We start from the raw sequence: 13,918 nt of genomic DNA on the forward strand, positions 1-13,918 counted from the left end.
AAAATCCTTTATTTTTTACTTGTTCTTTTCTGTTACACTAACCGCAATTCGTTCAAACTCTTTTTGAATCTCCTCTTTATATGCATCTACTTTTGAAAAATCCATAGCAGCAATATATATTCGTTCTAATTTATCACGAACTGATTTCGCTTTCGCTAAGAAAGACATCGCTTCATTCATTTTTGCTTTATATTGAATCGACACGTCACGAATTTCTGTCGCATACTTCTCATCTGTCCCTGGTGTTACAATCAAGGCATACATATCTATAATTTCATCACCTTCGCGGCTCGGAAAATATTCATGTGGTGCGGTGCTATCAAAAATTGCAAACCCTAATTCTCTTACGATAACCATATCAAGACTATTTGGATCAAATCCACAATGATATACTTCAACTTCAAATCCTTTTTCTTCTGCTGCCTTAGCTAATTTTTTAAGCATTGTTGATTTCCCAGATCCTGGGCGTCCTTTTATAAAATAACGATGTGGTAATCCCTCTGTTAAATTAGGAACAAAATCAACTGCTCCTTTCGGTGTAGCTGCCCCTAAAAACCGATGTTTCACAAGCGATTGTTTCCCGCCTTTATCTGTAAATAACTTCTGAATCAGCTGATCGGTTAGTTCATTTGCTTTATTAAAATCAATATTATTAATATATATTTTCTCCCACTCGTCATGTATAACTAGTGCCTCGTTAAAACAAGCGTAAGCAGTTTGAAAAGCCTTGCTTGCTTCTGAAACAAATCGTTCAATTTCCACCTTCTGCTTTCTTAATTTATCTGAGTCCCAAGCAACCCCTAAATTAATATACTCTTCGACAACTCCTGGCATTTTCGGCTCAATAACATGCGGCGATGTTCCATCAACAATTCCTACTTTTAACTTCGGGATAATTACACCATCAACCGATTTATTATCAGAAGAACAGTGCAAAAATTCAATATCATATCCTTTTTCAACCCACTCACGGCCTATTGCTTTGATTAAAGAAGATTTCCCGGTTCCAGGACCCCCCTTTAAAATAAATAACCTGTTTAGCCCTTTTAAATTCTCGTCGTATAAATTATGAAATCCTCTAGCTGTATTTCCACCAGCGTAATAATTCAATACATTCCCTGTCACTGCACTCACTCCTTCGCAGCATTCTATTTACATAAGCTACAATATGCGAGCAACTTTATTTGGGTGAATACCTATTTTGTATTGCGCGAAAAAAGGAAATGAATTACAATTTAAAAGTAGTGAATATTCAGAAACGAAAACTTAATATGTCTTTATCAAGAGAGGCAGAGGGACCGGCCCTTTGACGCCCAGCAACCTCAGTTTATACAAACTGAATAGGTGCTAATTCCTGCAAAATGCATTGCATTTTGAAAGATAAAACGTAACTATTGTGTACAAAACTCATCTTTCTTGATTATGAAAGGTGAGTTTTTTTATTTCAAAACATATATTGGAGGTATTTAAAATGAAAGTAATTGACCTATCACAAACATTTGAAAACAATATGTCCCAATTCCCTGGAACACCAAAAATCAATTTAGGAGCCATTACAAGCGTTGAAAAGACAGGCTATCAAGTTACAGATTTTCATTCTGTCGTTCATGTTGGCACGCATTGTGATGCTCCTGCTCATTTCATTTCAGGCGCAACGACTATTGATCAATTACCCCTAGATCAATTTGTAGGCGAAGCTGTTCTTATTGATGTAACTCATGTACAAGAACGAAAACTACCTAAAGAAGTATTACACAACGCTGACATAAAAGAAGGTGATATTGTCATTTTCCATTCCAATCTATCTACGAAATGGAATACAGAAGCATATGAGAAAGAAGCTTTTTATCTTTCTGAAGAATTAGCTGAAGAACTAGTTCAATTAAAAGTAAAATCTGTCGGTTTAGATTTCATCTCTCCTGATGAGGTAACGACAGAAACATCGCCAATTCATCACATACTACTTGGGAATAATATTTATTTAATCGAAAACTTAACCAACTTAGATGCAATTAACACGAAACGTTTCTTTTTCTCAGCGGCACCTTTAAAAATTAAAGATAGCGACGGTGCTTTCGCAAGGGCATTCGCTGTAATTTTTTAAACAAACTATACAAAAAAGCAAAGATCATCACTGACCTTTGCTTCTATTTTTTTTATTTAAACTAAGAAAGAATTGCTCGACACGAGGACGTAACCAAGCTAAATAATCTTTCTCTTTCTTCTTTGTACAAGCTATTTCTTCCCCATCTACCATTCCGACAAGCTCTAGCTCTAACAGTTGCCTCGTAAATGCTAACATATTTATTTCTTCGTCTGGATACTCTTCTTTTAATTTCTCCTCAATTTCCCCCAATAAAAAACCGTCACGCATCATTGCCAATGCATCAATCCAAAGTGGCGGCATTTCATATTTTTCTCCTGTAATTGTATCTTTTACAATATAATTCTTTTGCTCTTTTCGAAATTGAATCGTGTGTAAACATACAGTCGAATTTAATGTTAATTCCATCATACCACCTCTTTCATAATATCTGCATAGAAAAAAGGATGCGCGTGCACCCCTTCTTTCTCTAACACTACCGAACCGTTACATGAATAACAAATCTCATGTCGATATTTTCCTCCATTATAAACGAAGTATTTTATAAAAAAAACCCTTCTTGAAACATTTTATAAAATGTTTATATTTACACAACAAGAACACTTTTCTGAAAAATATTTTCCTCTAGCACATTATGCTGTCGGTAAAAAAAATTTCCTCTTTCGTTCCTATTCCCATGCTACTTTGAATCGCGATACTTCCTTGATGTTCCTCAATGATTTTATATGTAATCATTAACCCCAGTCCCGTACCATTCTCCTTTGTTTTGTAAAAAGCTTTACCGATTTTCTCTAACAAATCCGTTAATTTTTTTAAATACTTTAAAAGCTTCTCTTTCCTCATATATCAAGCTTTTAAATTTGTTCATATAAATACTCCTCATACTCAATACAAAAGCCCTACATATTATCTCCTTAAATTATAAGTATGAAATTGCTTTCAGGGTAAGATGTAACCTTATCATACGAAAAGGAAGGAGATTTCCCCTTCCTTTTCGTCACAACTTATATCCATCTTACCCGATCATGTAGCAATCCATCCGTAAAGTCATTTCCGCCCACTACAAAATCCTTCATATATAAATTCAAATATTCCCCGTACTTACTCTCTGTATTTAATAATAATTCCTCTACATAATAGGCACCTTGTTTAAAGTTATCGAACAGTAAACTACACAAGCCAGCATAAATTCCGCATCCTACTTGGAAGTAAGTCGCATTCGTTTTATATTTACGAAAAACTTGGCTGCTATTCATCACGTTATACATATATGTCTCACTATTTTCATAAACGAGTAATACACCTACTAGATCCTCGCCGGCAATCTCTTCTTCAGCTGGATTAAATACTCTACGATTCCAACTCCATAAATCTTCTACTTGATCTAAGTTCTGTCTAATTACATTAGTCGTATACTCATTAATTCGGTAAAGAAAACCCACTTCCATATTGAAGTTTTTTCCTAAAATTAAAACTTCCTCATGCGGCATTAAACAGCCATAAAACTCTTTCTCTCCTAACTTTACTTTATACTCTGAAGCATATACATCTTCATAAAAATAAAGAGGACGATGATGACTCATATACATCGGATAACTCCATATCGCTTCATCTAGAAATCGCTCTACTGCCCATGAAGCATAAAGTGTATGAGGCTTTATAAGTGCTGTATCATTCAAAAATGACGTATCATGTTCTACTATATAGCATGCTCTTGGCTTCTCCTGTGGACGTTCCTTCATAAGTTCAACGACCATCCATTGAACAACACCTGGATTCATACCTGAGCCTATAATTGCTTTTGTATTTGTAAATTTCTCTTTCTCCTTCTCAAACCTCGTATATCTTTCCGTAAGCTGAAAGCCGATTAAACTATCGTCCTGATCTACTGCCTCATTTTCCAAAGCTGAATTAATATAAAAAATTCCAAGTTCATTACAACAGCTTAAGACTCTGATCGTATCTGCACCCGAAACATCAATAACAACACCCGTACTTTTTTCTTTCAAATGTTGTTTGAATTTCACTACATCTTGAAGGTCGATTTCATATAAAAACAATTGATCTTTCAAATTTGGAAACAACTCACCATAATAAGCCCTATCTTTTTGCTTTATGTCAACCAAATGAAATGTAACATTCTTTATCGCTTCATAAATCGGGTCTTTTTCATTTGCTATCGCTTGATTTAAAATTGCTAAAACTGCTTTTGCTGCTCCACCAGCACTACCAAGTAATGTAATCGATAACGAATTTGGAAACTGCTCCACAAACAAAACCCCTTTAATATATTAGTTGAGCAGTTCTCCCACAAAAAAATAAATTGAATATATAAAAAATGGCTCGTACATATTTTTTATAATTTTGCACAAGATTTCCTCTTCAAAGGTCACACTAACACATTTATATTCAATTCATTTTCCCTCTCATATTCAAATCGAGCTAAACAAATAGGCTCGACCTTTTCTTCTGCATATAAAAGAAAAAGCCAGCCCTTTCAACTAGATTACGGACAATGGACAGATTTCACATGTTGAATATTCACATACATTTTTGCATCACGTGCTTTTAATATTTCAATATGCCCTTCATCAATCTTTGCCATCTTTCCGATCTTATTAGATTCCTCACCTAAATCGAACACCATGATTTTGCCGGACATTTTAATAAGCTGTTCTTCAAATGTTCTAGCTAACGTAATATTTAATGGATTCACGGGAAGTTCATTTTTATTGAGGGCGTACGGGACTTGATTTTCTTTATACGGAATTAACCATTTCAAATGCTTTAAAGATATATATACTGTTTTATAAACTGGACTATAAAAAACAATATAATCGTTCATTACACTTGTAACATAACCATGTATTGGAGCATTTCCTGCTACATAAACTTCTGTAAAAATTCCTTTAGAAGTACTTAATACTTTTCTCAAAGAAATGGAAGGCGATTCCCTCTTAATTACAGAATCAACATCTGGTTTTGATATTTCCTCATCATATGGTCTTAAAAATTTATAATATTGTACATGGTATAAAGATATATATACGTAGTCTTGTCCATTGTAAAGAACAACAATATCATTTCCTACGTCTATTAATACACCTTTAAATCTTTTTTCACCGATTAGTTTAACATATATATTTTCTCCAATACTTTTGTTTAACTCATTCATCTATATCCTCCTTCCTATAAATTTTTTGCTTTCCTATTCTCCATTCCAAAAAATAATCAGGGGCAATGTTCCGTCTGAATAGTAAGGACTTCCTTTTCATACTATCCGAAATAAGAAATCGTTCTTCACCTTCAACCATAATGCCCCTCTTATTTATCAAACATTATTCTTCTTCATTCTTTTTACATTTCACTACTTGGCTCACACTCTTAATATGAGACTTAATTACATAAATAACTTCATCGCAGTTTACTAGTGTAATACAGTCATGGTGTACCTCACTTAACAAACCTTCTACACATTCTGGACCGCCACGATTAATTTTTACCCACTTATACTTCAAGTCACGTAATACATCGACAAAAGTATCATCCTCAGAGCAGAAACATGAAACATAGCAATCGCCACATTTACTTTCTTTCACTTTTTTAACTAGACTCTTCACATGCTTTAGTTGGTAATATACTAATTCACCAAGAGGAAGTTGTAATGTAAGGTAATCTCTTCCTAACGATACAAGTACCCCCACTCGACTCTCTGGTCCGCGAAGGTTTACTTTTACAGTCTCACCAACTAAACATTTAATTTGGTCACAGCATAATACATTCTCCAATTTCGTATCCCCCTTTCCTCTTATCTTCCTCTACTTGATTGTCTTTGTGCACGAGCGCGACCTGAATTATTGCTACTATTTTCCTTACTGCTACTATCATCGCTCTCATCGCTCTCTCCGCATGCTAATGCATTATAGTTAACGCTTTTAATATGCTTTATTGCAATTAATATAAGTTCCTCTTTTACGATTAATGTTACGAAATCACAAGATACATCTTGCAAAATGCCTTCTACTTTCTCTGGACCACCGCGATTAATTTTTACCCAGCAATATTTGAAAGTTTGAAGTAGTGCCTCAAAGTCTTCTGCACATTCGCAATCTTCCCACTCGGAATCATTTGATCCACAGTCTTTCGCATTTTTTGTAACACTTTTTAGATGACTAAGTTGATAGTAATAAAGCTCACCTTTTTCATTCTGCAATACGAAGTAGTCCGGACATACTGATATTATTGTTCCTTTTTGAGATTCTGGACCACCCCTGTTTACTCTCACATAAGATCCAATTAAGTCTTTCAAAAAATCACAATGAAATAAACTCACGAGAAAACCCCTTCCATTAATTTATAAGCTTTTCATTAATTTATAAGCTTTTGCACTGATAGTATATGTATCTGTACAGGTTACGTTCTCTATGTTTGTCCTAGCTGTAAAAAAATATGCTTTTAACATGGTAGACTACTACCTATCAAAATTCGAAGAAATGCTAAACGCTCCTTAGGCTTTTGATATCTTTAAACAAAAAATCCCGTATGAAGATACATTTCTGCATATCTTCATACGGGATCTCCCATAATTTAATCTTCGTCTTTAACATCCATATCTTCTGGAATTGGTTCGTTCAATATATCTTCCACTAATTGCTTATATTTTTCCATTTGTTCTAAATGTGTATTGAATTGTTCTTTATTTAATAAATATTGCTCTCCATCAAATAGTGCACGAATTTTCTTTTGCTGAATTAGCTCTTCAATATACGACTTTGGTAAATTCAAATACTCCGCAGCTTCTTCTACTGTTATATACAACGCGTTCATTCCTTTATTATTTTTTTCATATATACTGTATCTTACTTTATTTTTGTAAACAAATAAAAAAGATTTTGTAAATGCAATTTAAAAAGAAGGTGGATGCATTCCATATATTGTATAATAATATAGTAAGGATTTTTTAAATATATAATGGTATTACCCATTTACACAAAGGAGAGTTAACATATGGCTACTCGTCACATCATTACAATGTTAGAAAAAACATTACAATTTGAAACAGAAAACACAATTTCTCATTTAACTACATCTTTATCTGATCGTATTCTTTCTCAAAGCGCAGCAATACATGAAAACAATTGTTACCATACAATTGGAGAATGGTACAAAAATCATTTTTTATTCCAACAAGATGATTTCCTTTGGGCTAAATACGTTTTCTATGACGCATATTGTGAAGCTATAAAGGAACAAGGACATCTTACAAAACGCGTCCGTCAAATATTAGAATCATTAGCTCGAATGCATGGAAAACAGTACATTGCTTCTATATTAAATATGCCATTTCCTAACGAACGAGCTAAAGGGACAGCATAATGTAATACTGTTCTGCGGCAGTAAAACATAGATTCATTGTTTTCTAGGAAGATTTACAAATAAAACGTTCATATCACATGAACTGATGAAACCGGTGTCATTACAATGATTGAAAATATAGTAAACAGGAAAACCCCCATTTACCTCTCTCGTCACTCGAAAAGAGAAGTAAATGGGGGGTACTTGTTTCTTTATCCCGCTATATTAGTGCGTAGCCATAATCAGCGGAGAATGGCCCCACTGATTACAGTTTCACTTTATTATTTCATCATCTGCTTGATCAATTCACGATTCCTCTTCTTAAATACTTCATTATGCGAAGAAACCATTCCGTACTCACTTGCATCAGGTTGAATAAATTGTTTCGCTTTATTTACAGCATTTCCAGCATCTTGGAATGCTCCCGCAATTAAGTGTAATTTCCCTTCGTGCTTTAAAATATCTCCCGCAGCATATAATCCATCTACAGAGGACTCACTATTCGCATTACCTGCAATATAATAATTATCTATAATTGCAACGTCTAACTCACTATTTTCTAATAACGTAATGTCACGTTCATATCCATGGTTAATAATCACTTCATCAATAGGTAAATGTAAAATTTCACTTGTTTCATGATTCGTTAATTCTACATATTCGATCGCTTCATGATTATCACCAGCAATGAGTTTTGTAATCGATGTATTAAAGAAACACTCCGCCGAGCTGTTCAGCAGTTGTTTTACTTGTGCTTCATGACCAGATAATTCTTCTTTTCTATATGTTACATACACTTTTTTCGCAATTGGTTCTAATTCATTTGCCCAATCAACAGCAGAATTTCCTCCGCCGGAAATAATGACCGTCTTACCTTTGAAACGCTTTAAAGATTTCACTGTATAATTTAAATTAGATACTTCAAATCGCTCAGCACCTTCAATTAATAACTTTTGAGGTTTCAATATACCACTTCCAGTTGCGACGATAACTGTTTTTGAAAAATGTTCTTCTCCAGTGCTTGCTTTTAACGTAAAAGTGCCATCTTCGTTACGAATAATCGATTCTACTTTTGTACTTAATACCACTTCTGGCTTAAATGTTAGCCCTTGCTGTACAAGTTGTTCAATTAATTTATCACCTGTAACTGGCAGCAGCCCTCCTACATCCCAAATCATCTTCTCTGGATAAACATGTATTTTCCCACCTAACTGTGGTTGAAATTCTATTATTTTCGTTTTCATCTCTCTGAGTCCACTATAAAAAGCTGAATAAAGCCCTGCAGGTCCTCCGCCTATCACAGTTACATCAAACAATTCTTCTTGATTCATTCGTGTCACTCCTCAGCCACTAGTCATTGATTATCATTCTCAATAAAATATAACCTGTTTCCGCAAAATTTACAATCAAAATTACTATTGACAATACACCTATATAAAATTATATTATTTAAAGAATCAATAGTGATAATCATTATCAATTTGTTAATAATTAGCAAATTTGAGATTACATCTTCTTTTATTAATATGGTTAATACTATATTGTAGAATCTCATATTCAAGATTTTTAATAAGCATTTTGCATTACCACTACTCTTTCAAAAAGAATACAGTTAAACAAATTGTTATATACACATATCATCTATGTTAAAGGAGAAAAACAATGAAAAAGTTATTTATTTCACTAACAGTTCTTTTCGTTCTTGTTATGAGCGCTTGTAGCAATGGCTCTACAGACAAAAAGAACGATGCAAAAGGTAGTAAATCAGAAACAATTACATACCAATCTGAAAATGGTAAAGTAGAAGTTCCTGCAAATCCAAAACGTGTTGTTGTTTTATCATCATTCGCTGGTAACGTAATGTCATTAGATGTAAATCTTGTTGGGGTAGATTCATGGTCTAAACAAAACCCACGCTTTGATAGCAAACTGAAAGATGTTGCTGAAGTATCAGATGAAAACGTTGAAAAAATCGCTGAACTAAATCCAGATTTAATCATTGGTTTATCAAATATTAAAAATGTTGATAAGTTAAAGAAGATCGCTCCTACTGTAACGTACACTTACGGAAAAGTTGATTACTTAACACAGCATTTAGAAATCGGTAAATTATTAAACAAAGAAAAAGAAGCAAAAACTTGGATTGATGACTTCAAGAAACGTGCACAAGACGCTGGTAAAGAAATTAAAGCAAAAATCGGTGAAGATGCAACAGTTTCTGTTGTAGAAAACTTCAACAAACAACTTTATGTATACGGCGAGAACTGGGGCCGTGGAACAGAAATTCTGTACCAAGAAATGAAATTAAAAATGCCTGAAAAAGTAAAAGAAAAAGCATTAAAAGAAGGTTACTACGCATTATCTACTGAAGTATTACCTGAATTTGCTGGTGATTACTTAATCGTAAGTAAAAACAAAGATACTGATAACTCATTCCAAGAGACAGAATCATATAAAAACATCCCAGCAGTAAAAAATAATCGCGTATACGAAGCAAACATGATGGAATTCTATTTCAATGATCCACTTACATTAGATTTCCAACTAGACTTCTTCAAGAAGAGCTTTCTTGGTAAATAATACAAACATGAGGAATTCTTAATTTAAGAATTCCTCTTCCTTTATTCTATGAACAGAAAAGATGTGAAACGAATGACAAAAGATCACGACAATCCACGTTCTATAGCTTTTACATACAAACTAATTTTGAGTATAATTGCATTCTTTCTTATTTTTATGGTAGCAATGGTATTAGGTGCTGCAGATACTTCAATAAAAGACGTATGGTTAGCACTTACTTCCTCCGCTAAAGGGGACAAAATATCTATTATTCGCGAAATACGTTTGCCACGTGAAGTTGCTGCTATTTTTGTAGGAGCTGGACTTGCTGTTTCTGGAGCAATTATGCAAGGATTAACACGAAATCCACTTGCAGATCCTGGATTATTAGGGCTATCTGGTGGAGCAAATGCTGCGCTTGCACTGACACTTGCTTTCAATCCTTCCATCAGCTATCTTTACTTAACATTTGCTTGCTTTATCGGTGCTGCAATTGGCGCAATTATGGTATTTGGAATTGGTATGGTGAAAAAAGGCGGGCTGTCCCCTCTTCGAATTGTATTAGCCGGTGCTGCCGTTTCAGCATTTCTACTCGCAATTTCAGAAGGAGTCGGCATTTACTTCAAAATTTCACAAGATGTATCGCTTTGGACTGCTGGGGGCGTAATTGGAACTACTTGGAGCCAATTGAAAATTATTATTCCAGTCATTTCAATTAGTATCTTTATCGCTATCTTACTAGCAAAAAAATTGACAGTTCTTAGTTTTAGTGAAGAAGTGGCTATTGGACTAGGTCAAAAAATTATTGTTATTAAAACCATTCTATTTATCATTATTATCTTACTTGCTGGTGCTTCTGTAGCGCTTGTCGGAAATATGGCATTTATCGGTTTAATGGTACCTCACATGGTACGCCCAATTTTCGGTCCAGATTACCGATTTGTTATACCGATGTCAGCAATTGCTGGAGCTTCCTTTATGCTACTTGCAGATACAATCGGACGTACTATTAACGCTCCATACGAAACACCAGTTGCCGCTATTGTCGCAATTGTAGGGCTACCATTCTTCCTATTCGTTGTACGTAAAGGAGGAAAAACATTCTCATGATGCAATCTATTCTAAGAAAACAACGTCTTATTATACTCGCTTTACTAATACTGACCATCACCACCATTGTAGTTGGAATGGGACTTGGTTCAGCATCTTTATCCTATGATCGACTACTCCCAACATTAATGGGACAAGGGACTTTTAAAGAGGAGTTTGTTTTATACTCTTTAAGACTACCTAGAATTGTTATTACATTATTAGCTGGTATGGCTCTCGCTTTATCAGGGGCTATTCTGCAAGGAATTACTCGAAATGATTTAGCTGAACCTGGTATTCTCGGAATCAACTCTGGGGCCGGTGTTGCTGTTGCTATTTTCTTTTTATACTTTCCAATAGATGTAGGTTCATTTCTTTACTTACTACCTGTCGTTGGATTTATCGGGGCATTTCTGACAGCTGTTCTAATCTACGTATTTTCATATAGTAAATCAACTGGACTTCAGCCGGTGCGATTAACATTAACCGGTATCGGTTTTGCATTTGCACTATCTGGAACGATGATTGTCCTTATTTCATCCGCAGATCGTATGAAAGTAGACTTTATTTCAAAATGGATTGCCGGAAATATTTGGGGAGATGACTGGATCTTCGTTTTAGCAATGCTCCCATGGTTAATCGTATTAATTCCGTTCGTTTTCTATAAAGCAAATCGATTAAACATTCTAGCATTAAACGAACCAGTCGCAATCGGTGTTGGAATTGAAATTGAAAAAGAACGCAGATACTTATTAGTTGCAGCCGTCGCGCTTGCAGCTGCAGCTGTTTCCGTAACAGGAGGAATTAGCTTTATCGGACTAATGGCTCCTCATATCGCGAAATCTTTAGTAGGTCCAAGACATCAAATTTTCATGCCTATCGCCCTTTTAATCGGCGGATGGCTATTGCTATTTGCTGACACAATCGGAAGAAACATCGTTGAACCTAATGGCATCCCAGCAGGTATTGTCGTTGCTTTAATTGGTGCCCCTTACTTTATGTATTTGTTGCTTAAGAAGGCGTAAAGAAACCCCCTCAAGATTTTTTCTTGAGGGGGTTTTTATTTCATTCTACTGCTGTCCATACCCTTCAAACTTCTTCGCCAAATTCGCCATCTCATCTTCTGGCAATAGCTTCGGCTCTCCGACGCTTTTCGTTTGATAATAAATTTGCGCACAAAACTCAATTTCTTCTGCAACAGTAAACGCCATTTTTATGTTATTTGCACCTGCAATTAAACCGTGGTTCTCAAGTAAAACGGCACGGCGATCAATCATTCCTTCAAAAGCAGCATCTGCCAGTTGCTTCGTACCAAATGTTTCATACGGTGCACAGCGAACATTCGGGCCTGCGAAAGCAATTAAATATGATACAGCAGGAAGCTCCCACCCTAATGATGCAATCGTCTTCGCATAAGGTGAATGTGTATGCACAAGCGCATTTATATCTTCACGATTTCTATAATAAATAAGGTGCATATCGAGCTCGCTTGACGGTTTTCTCTCTCCCTCTACCACTTCACCATCTAAGTTTAATATAACTACATCTTCAGGTTTTGTTTCATAATACTCTAAACCACTTGGGCTAATCGCAACAAGACCTTGTTCACGATTAAAAATACTAATATTGCCGCCTGTCCCCTTTGTTAAACCGCTAGAAATCATTTTCTTTCCATACGCTACAATTTCTTCTCTTTCTTTTTGTAATAACATATACATCCCCCTAAGTATGAAGCTTATGATGACTGACTTTTTAAATCTATCTACTTATTGAAATAGATTTTTTAAGTTCTCCGTAAACGGTGCTTTTACAATCCCTTTTTCCGTAATAATCGCTGTTACATTTTCATGTGGTGTGACATCAAATGCCGGATTATATACTTTACTTTCTTTCGGAGCAGAATATTGTCCGAAGCGATTAATCACTTCAGAAGCATCTCTTTCCTCGATTGGAATTTCTTTTCCTGTCGGTGTTTTTAAGTCGATTGTCGGTGTTGGTGCTGCTACATAAAACGGAATGTTGTAGTATTTCGCTAGAATAGATACGCCTAATGTCCCAATTTTATTTGCTACATCACCGTTGGCTGCCACACGGTCGCACCCAACGATTACCGCATCAATCTTCCCTTGTGACATGACCATAGCTGCCATGTTATCCGTAATGACAGTAACATCAATCCCCGCTCGTTGTAGTTCTAAGGCTGTTAACGTTGAACCTTGTAATCTAGGACGTGTTTCATCCGAAAAGATTTTTAAGTCCCATCCTTTTTCTTTCGCTAAGTACATTGGAGCTGTCGCAGTCCCATACTTAGTCGTCGCTAACGCACCGGCATTACAATGTGTTAATACTCCCATTCCATCATGGAATAATGTTAATGCATGTTCTCCGATTTGACGGTTAATTTCTTCATCTTCTCTATGAATCTCTTTTGCCTCCTCTAGTAATCTATCTTTCAACTGGACGATTGATAAATGTGAGTTCTCTGTCGCGACTGTCTCCATTCTTTCAAGTGCCCAAAATAAATTTACTGCTGTTGGCCTTGATGTTGTCAAATATGCACATATCTTTTTGACTTCCTCTATAAAGTCTTCCACCGTACTTTGAGTAACTTCCTTAGCTCCTAAATACACACCATACGCTGCTGAAACACCAATCGCTGGTGCTCCTCTTACTTTCATTACTTGAATGGCATCCCACACACTTTCAGCTGTCTTGAAAGATTCATAGACAACCTCATTCGGTAGTAATGTTTGATCTAATAAAACTAAAGCATTATCTTTCCACTGAATGGGTATTAATTGTTCTTCCATC

15 protein-coding genes, 1 pseudogene and 1 riboswitch are annotated in these 13,918 nt (G+C 35.2%); of the genes and pseudogenes, 5 read left to right on the plus strand and 11 right to left on the minus strand.

Annotated features, from left to right (window positions below):
* Window positions 1–15: 15 nt before the first annotated feature.
* On the minus strand, window positions 16–1,125 hold the full coding sequence (locus tag JDS82_RS20590) for a PRK06851 family protein (RefSeq protein WP_000147454.1): 1,110 nt from the start codon (window positions 1,123–1,125) through the stop codon (window positions 16–18).
* A 149-nt stretch (window positions 1,126–1,274) separates the two neighbouring features.
* A riboswitch (SAM riboswitch) is annotated at window positions 1,275–1,387 on the plus strand.
* 84 nt (window positions 1,388–1,471) lie between these two features.
* On the opposite strand from JDS82_RS20590, the gene JDS82_RS20595 reads away from it, so the two are divergent.
* Window positions 1,472–2,104 (plus strand): cyclase family protein, encoded by a 633-nt coding sequence (locus JDS82_RS20595; RefSeq protein ID WP_199713845.1) that lies wholly within the window; start codon window positions 1,472–1,474, stop codon window positions 2,102–2,104.
* Between the two features lie 27 nt (window positions 2,105–2,131).
* Here JDS82_RS20595 and JDS82_RS20600 read toward each other — a convergent pair whose 3' ends face one another.
* The 7 genes and pseudogenes from JDS82_RS20600 to JDS82_RS20630 all read right to left on the minus strand — a co-directional run bounded on the left by JDS82_RS20600 (window position 2,132) and on the right by JDS82_RS20630 (window position 6,931).
* Window positions 2,132–2,512 (minus strand): hypothetical protein, encoded by a 381-nt coding sequence (locus tag JDS82_RS20600; RefSeq protein ID WP_000424111.1) that lies wholly within the window; start codon window positions 2,510–2,512, stop codon window positions 2,132–2,134.
* Between the two features lie 216 nt (window positions 2,513–2,728).
* A pseudogene (locus JDS82_RS20605) lies at window positions 2,729–2,899 on the minus strand (ATP-binding protein); the annotation flags it as partial.
* 209 nt (window positions 2,900–3,108) lie between these two features.
* Window positions 3,109–4,374, minus strand: a complete 1,266-nt coding sequence (locus JDS82_RS20610; RefSeq protein ID WP_098058410.1) for an S-adenosylmethionine decarboxylase related protein — start codon at window positions 4,372–4,374, stop codon at window positions 3,109–3,111.
* Window positions 4,375–4,610: 236 nt separating this feature from the next.
* On the minus strand, window positions 4,611–5,279 hold the full coding sequence (locus tag JDS82_RS20615) for an LSm family protein (protein WP_001004279.1): 669 nt from the start codon (window positions 5,277–5,279) through the stop codon (window positions 4,611–4,613).
* Between the two features lie 163 nt (window positions 5,280–5,442).
* Window positions 5,443–5,892: a spore coat protein gene (locus tag JDS82_RS20620; RefSeq protein WP_199713846.1), complete on the minus strand. Its 450-nt coding sequence runs from the start codon at window positions 5,890–5,892 to the stop codon at window positions 5,443–5,445.
* A gap of 20 nt (window positions 5,893–5,912) precedes the next feature.
* Window positions 5,913–6,437, minus strand: a complete 525-nt coding sequence (locus JDS82_RS20625; RefSeq protein WP_199713847.1) for a spore coat protein — start codon at window positions 6,435–6,437, stop codon at window positions 5,913–5,915.
* 254 nt (window positions 6,438–6,691) lie between these two features.
* On the minus strand, window positions 6,692–6,931 hold the full coding sequence (locus tag JDS82_RS20630; RefSeq protein ID WP_002006755.1) for a helix-turn-helix domain-containing protein: 240 nt from the start codon (window positions 6,929–6,931) through the stop codon (window positions 6,692–6,694).
* Window positions 6,932–7,111: 180 nt separating this feature from the next.
* Between JDS82_RS20630 and JDS82_RS20635 the strand changes: the two genes are divergently transcribed.
* Window positions 7,112–7,480: a hypothetical protein gene (locus tag JDS82_RS20635; protein ID WP_060486892.1), complete on the plus strand. Its 369-nt coding sequence runs from the start codon at window positions 7,112–7,114 to the stop codon at window positions 7,478–7,480.
* A 260-nt stretch (window positions 7,481–7,740) separates the two neighbouring features.
* Here JDS82_RS20635 and JDS82_RS20640 read toward each other — a convergent pair whose 3' ends face one another.
* Entirely contained in the window at window positions 7,741–8,790 is a 1,050-nt protein-coding gene (locus JDS82_RS20640; protein WP_199713848.1) for an NAD(P)/FAD-dependent oxidoreductase, read from the minus strand.
* Window positions 8,791–9,121: 331 nt separating this feature from the next.
* Between JDS82_RS20640 and JDS82_RS20645 the strand changes: the two genes are divergently transcribed.
* Genes JDS82_RS20645 through JDS82_RS20655 form a run of 3 tightly spaced genes read left to right on the plus strand, consistent with a single transcriptional unit; the run spans window position 9,122 to window position 12,132 of the window.
* Window positions 9,122–10,039, plus strand: a complete 918-nt coding sequence (locus JDS82_RS20645; protein ID WP_000732568.1) for an iron-hydroxamate ABC transporter substrate-binding protein — start codon at window positions 9,122–9,124, stop codon at window positions 10,037–10,039.
* A 48-nt stretch (window positions 10,040–10,087) separates the two neighbouring features.
* Window positions 10,088–11,128: a FecCD family ABC transporter permease gene (locus JDS82_RS20650; RefSeq protein ID WP_064470116.1), complete on the plus strand. Its 1,041-nt coding sequence runs from the start codon at window positions 10,088–10,090 to the stop codon at window positions 11,126–11,128.
* On the plus strand, window positions 11,125–12,132 hold the full coding sequence (locus JDS82_RS20655) for a FecCD family ABC transporter permease (RefSeq protein ID WP_000983747.1): 1,008 nt from the start codon (window positions 11,125–11,127) through the stop codon (window positions 12,130–12,132). The genes JDS82_RS20650 and JDS82_RS20655 overlap by 4 nt, the downstream gene beginning before the upstream one ends.
* 45 nt (window positions 12,133–12,177) lie before the next feature.
* Here JDS82_RS20655 and JDS82_RS20660 read toward each other — a convergent pair whose 3' ends face one another.
* On the minus strand, window positions 12,178–12,819 hold the full coding sequence (locus JDS82_RS20660; protein ID WP_000926561.1) for an L-fuculose-phosphate aldolase: 642 nt from the start codon (window positions 12,817–12,819) through the stop codon (window positions 12,178–12,180).
* A gap of 54 nt (window positions 12,820–12,873) precedes the next feature.
* Complete coding sequence (gene mtnA, locus JDS82_RS20665; RefSeq protein ID WP_199713849.1) at window positions 12,874–13,917, minus strand: S-methyl-5-thioribose-1-phosphate isomerase; 1,044 nt, start codon at window positions 13,915–13,917, stop codon at window positions 12,874–12,876.
* Window position 13,918: the final 1 nt, after the last annotated feature.

It is taken from the genome of Bacillus cereus group sp. N14 (assembly GCF_016483555.1).
In the GTDB taxonomy this organism is placed as follows: Bacteria; Bacillota; Bacilli; order Bacillales; family Bacillaceae_G; genus Bacillus_A; species Bacillus_A wiedmannii.

Excerpts from the sequence above, each read along its gene's own strand:
- JDS82_RS20595 (WP_199713845.1), top strand. The coding sequence starts at position 1,472 with ATGAAAGTAATTGACCTATCACAAACATTTGAAAACAATATGTCCCAA.
- JDS82_RS20600 (WP_000424111.1), bottom strand. The coding sequence starts at position 2,512 with ATGGAATTAACATTAAATTCGACTGTATGTTTACACACGATTCAATTT.
- JDS82_RS20615 (WP_001004279.1), bottom strand. The coding sequence starts at position 5,279 with ATGAATGAGTTAAACAAAAGTATTGGAGAAAATATATATGTTAAACTA.
- JDS82_RS20630 (WP_002006755.1), bottom strand. The coding sequence starts at position 6,931 with ATGAACGCGTTGTATATAACAGTAGAAGAAGCTGCGGAGTATTTGAAT.
- JDS82_RS20635 (WP_060486892.1), top strand. The coding sequence starts at position 7,112 with ATGGCTACTCGTCACATCATTACAATGTTAGAAAAAACATTACAATTT.
- JDS82_RS20640 (WP_199713848.1), bottom strand. The coding sequence starts at position 8,790 with ATGAATCAAGAAGAATTGTTTGATGTAACTGTGATAGGCGGAGGACCT.
- JDS82_RS20645 (WP_000732568.1), top strand. The coding sequence starts at position 9,122 with ATGAAAAAGTTATTTATTTCACTAACAGTTCTTTTCGTTCTTGTTATG.
- JDS82_RS20650 (WP_064470116.1), top strand. The coding sequence starts at position 10,088 with ATGAACAGAAAAGATGTGAAACGAATGACAAAAGATCACGACAATCCA.
- JDS82_RS20655 (WP_000983747.1), top strand. The coding sequence starts at position 11,125 with ATGATGCAATCTATTCTAAGAAAACAACGTCTTATTATACTCGCTTTA.
- JDS82_RS20660 (WP_000926561.1), bottom strand. The coding sequence starts at position 12,819 with ATGTTATTACAAAAAGAAAGAGAAGAAATTGTAGCGTATGGAAAGAAA.
- mtnA (WP_199713849.1), bottom strand. The coding sequence starts at position 13,917 with ATGGAAGAACAATTAATACCCATTCAGTGGAAAGATAATGCTTTAGTT.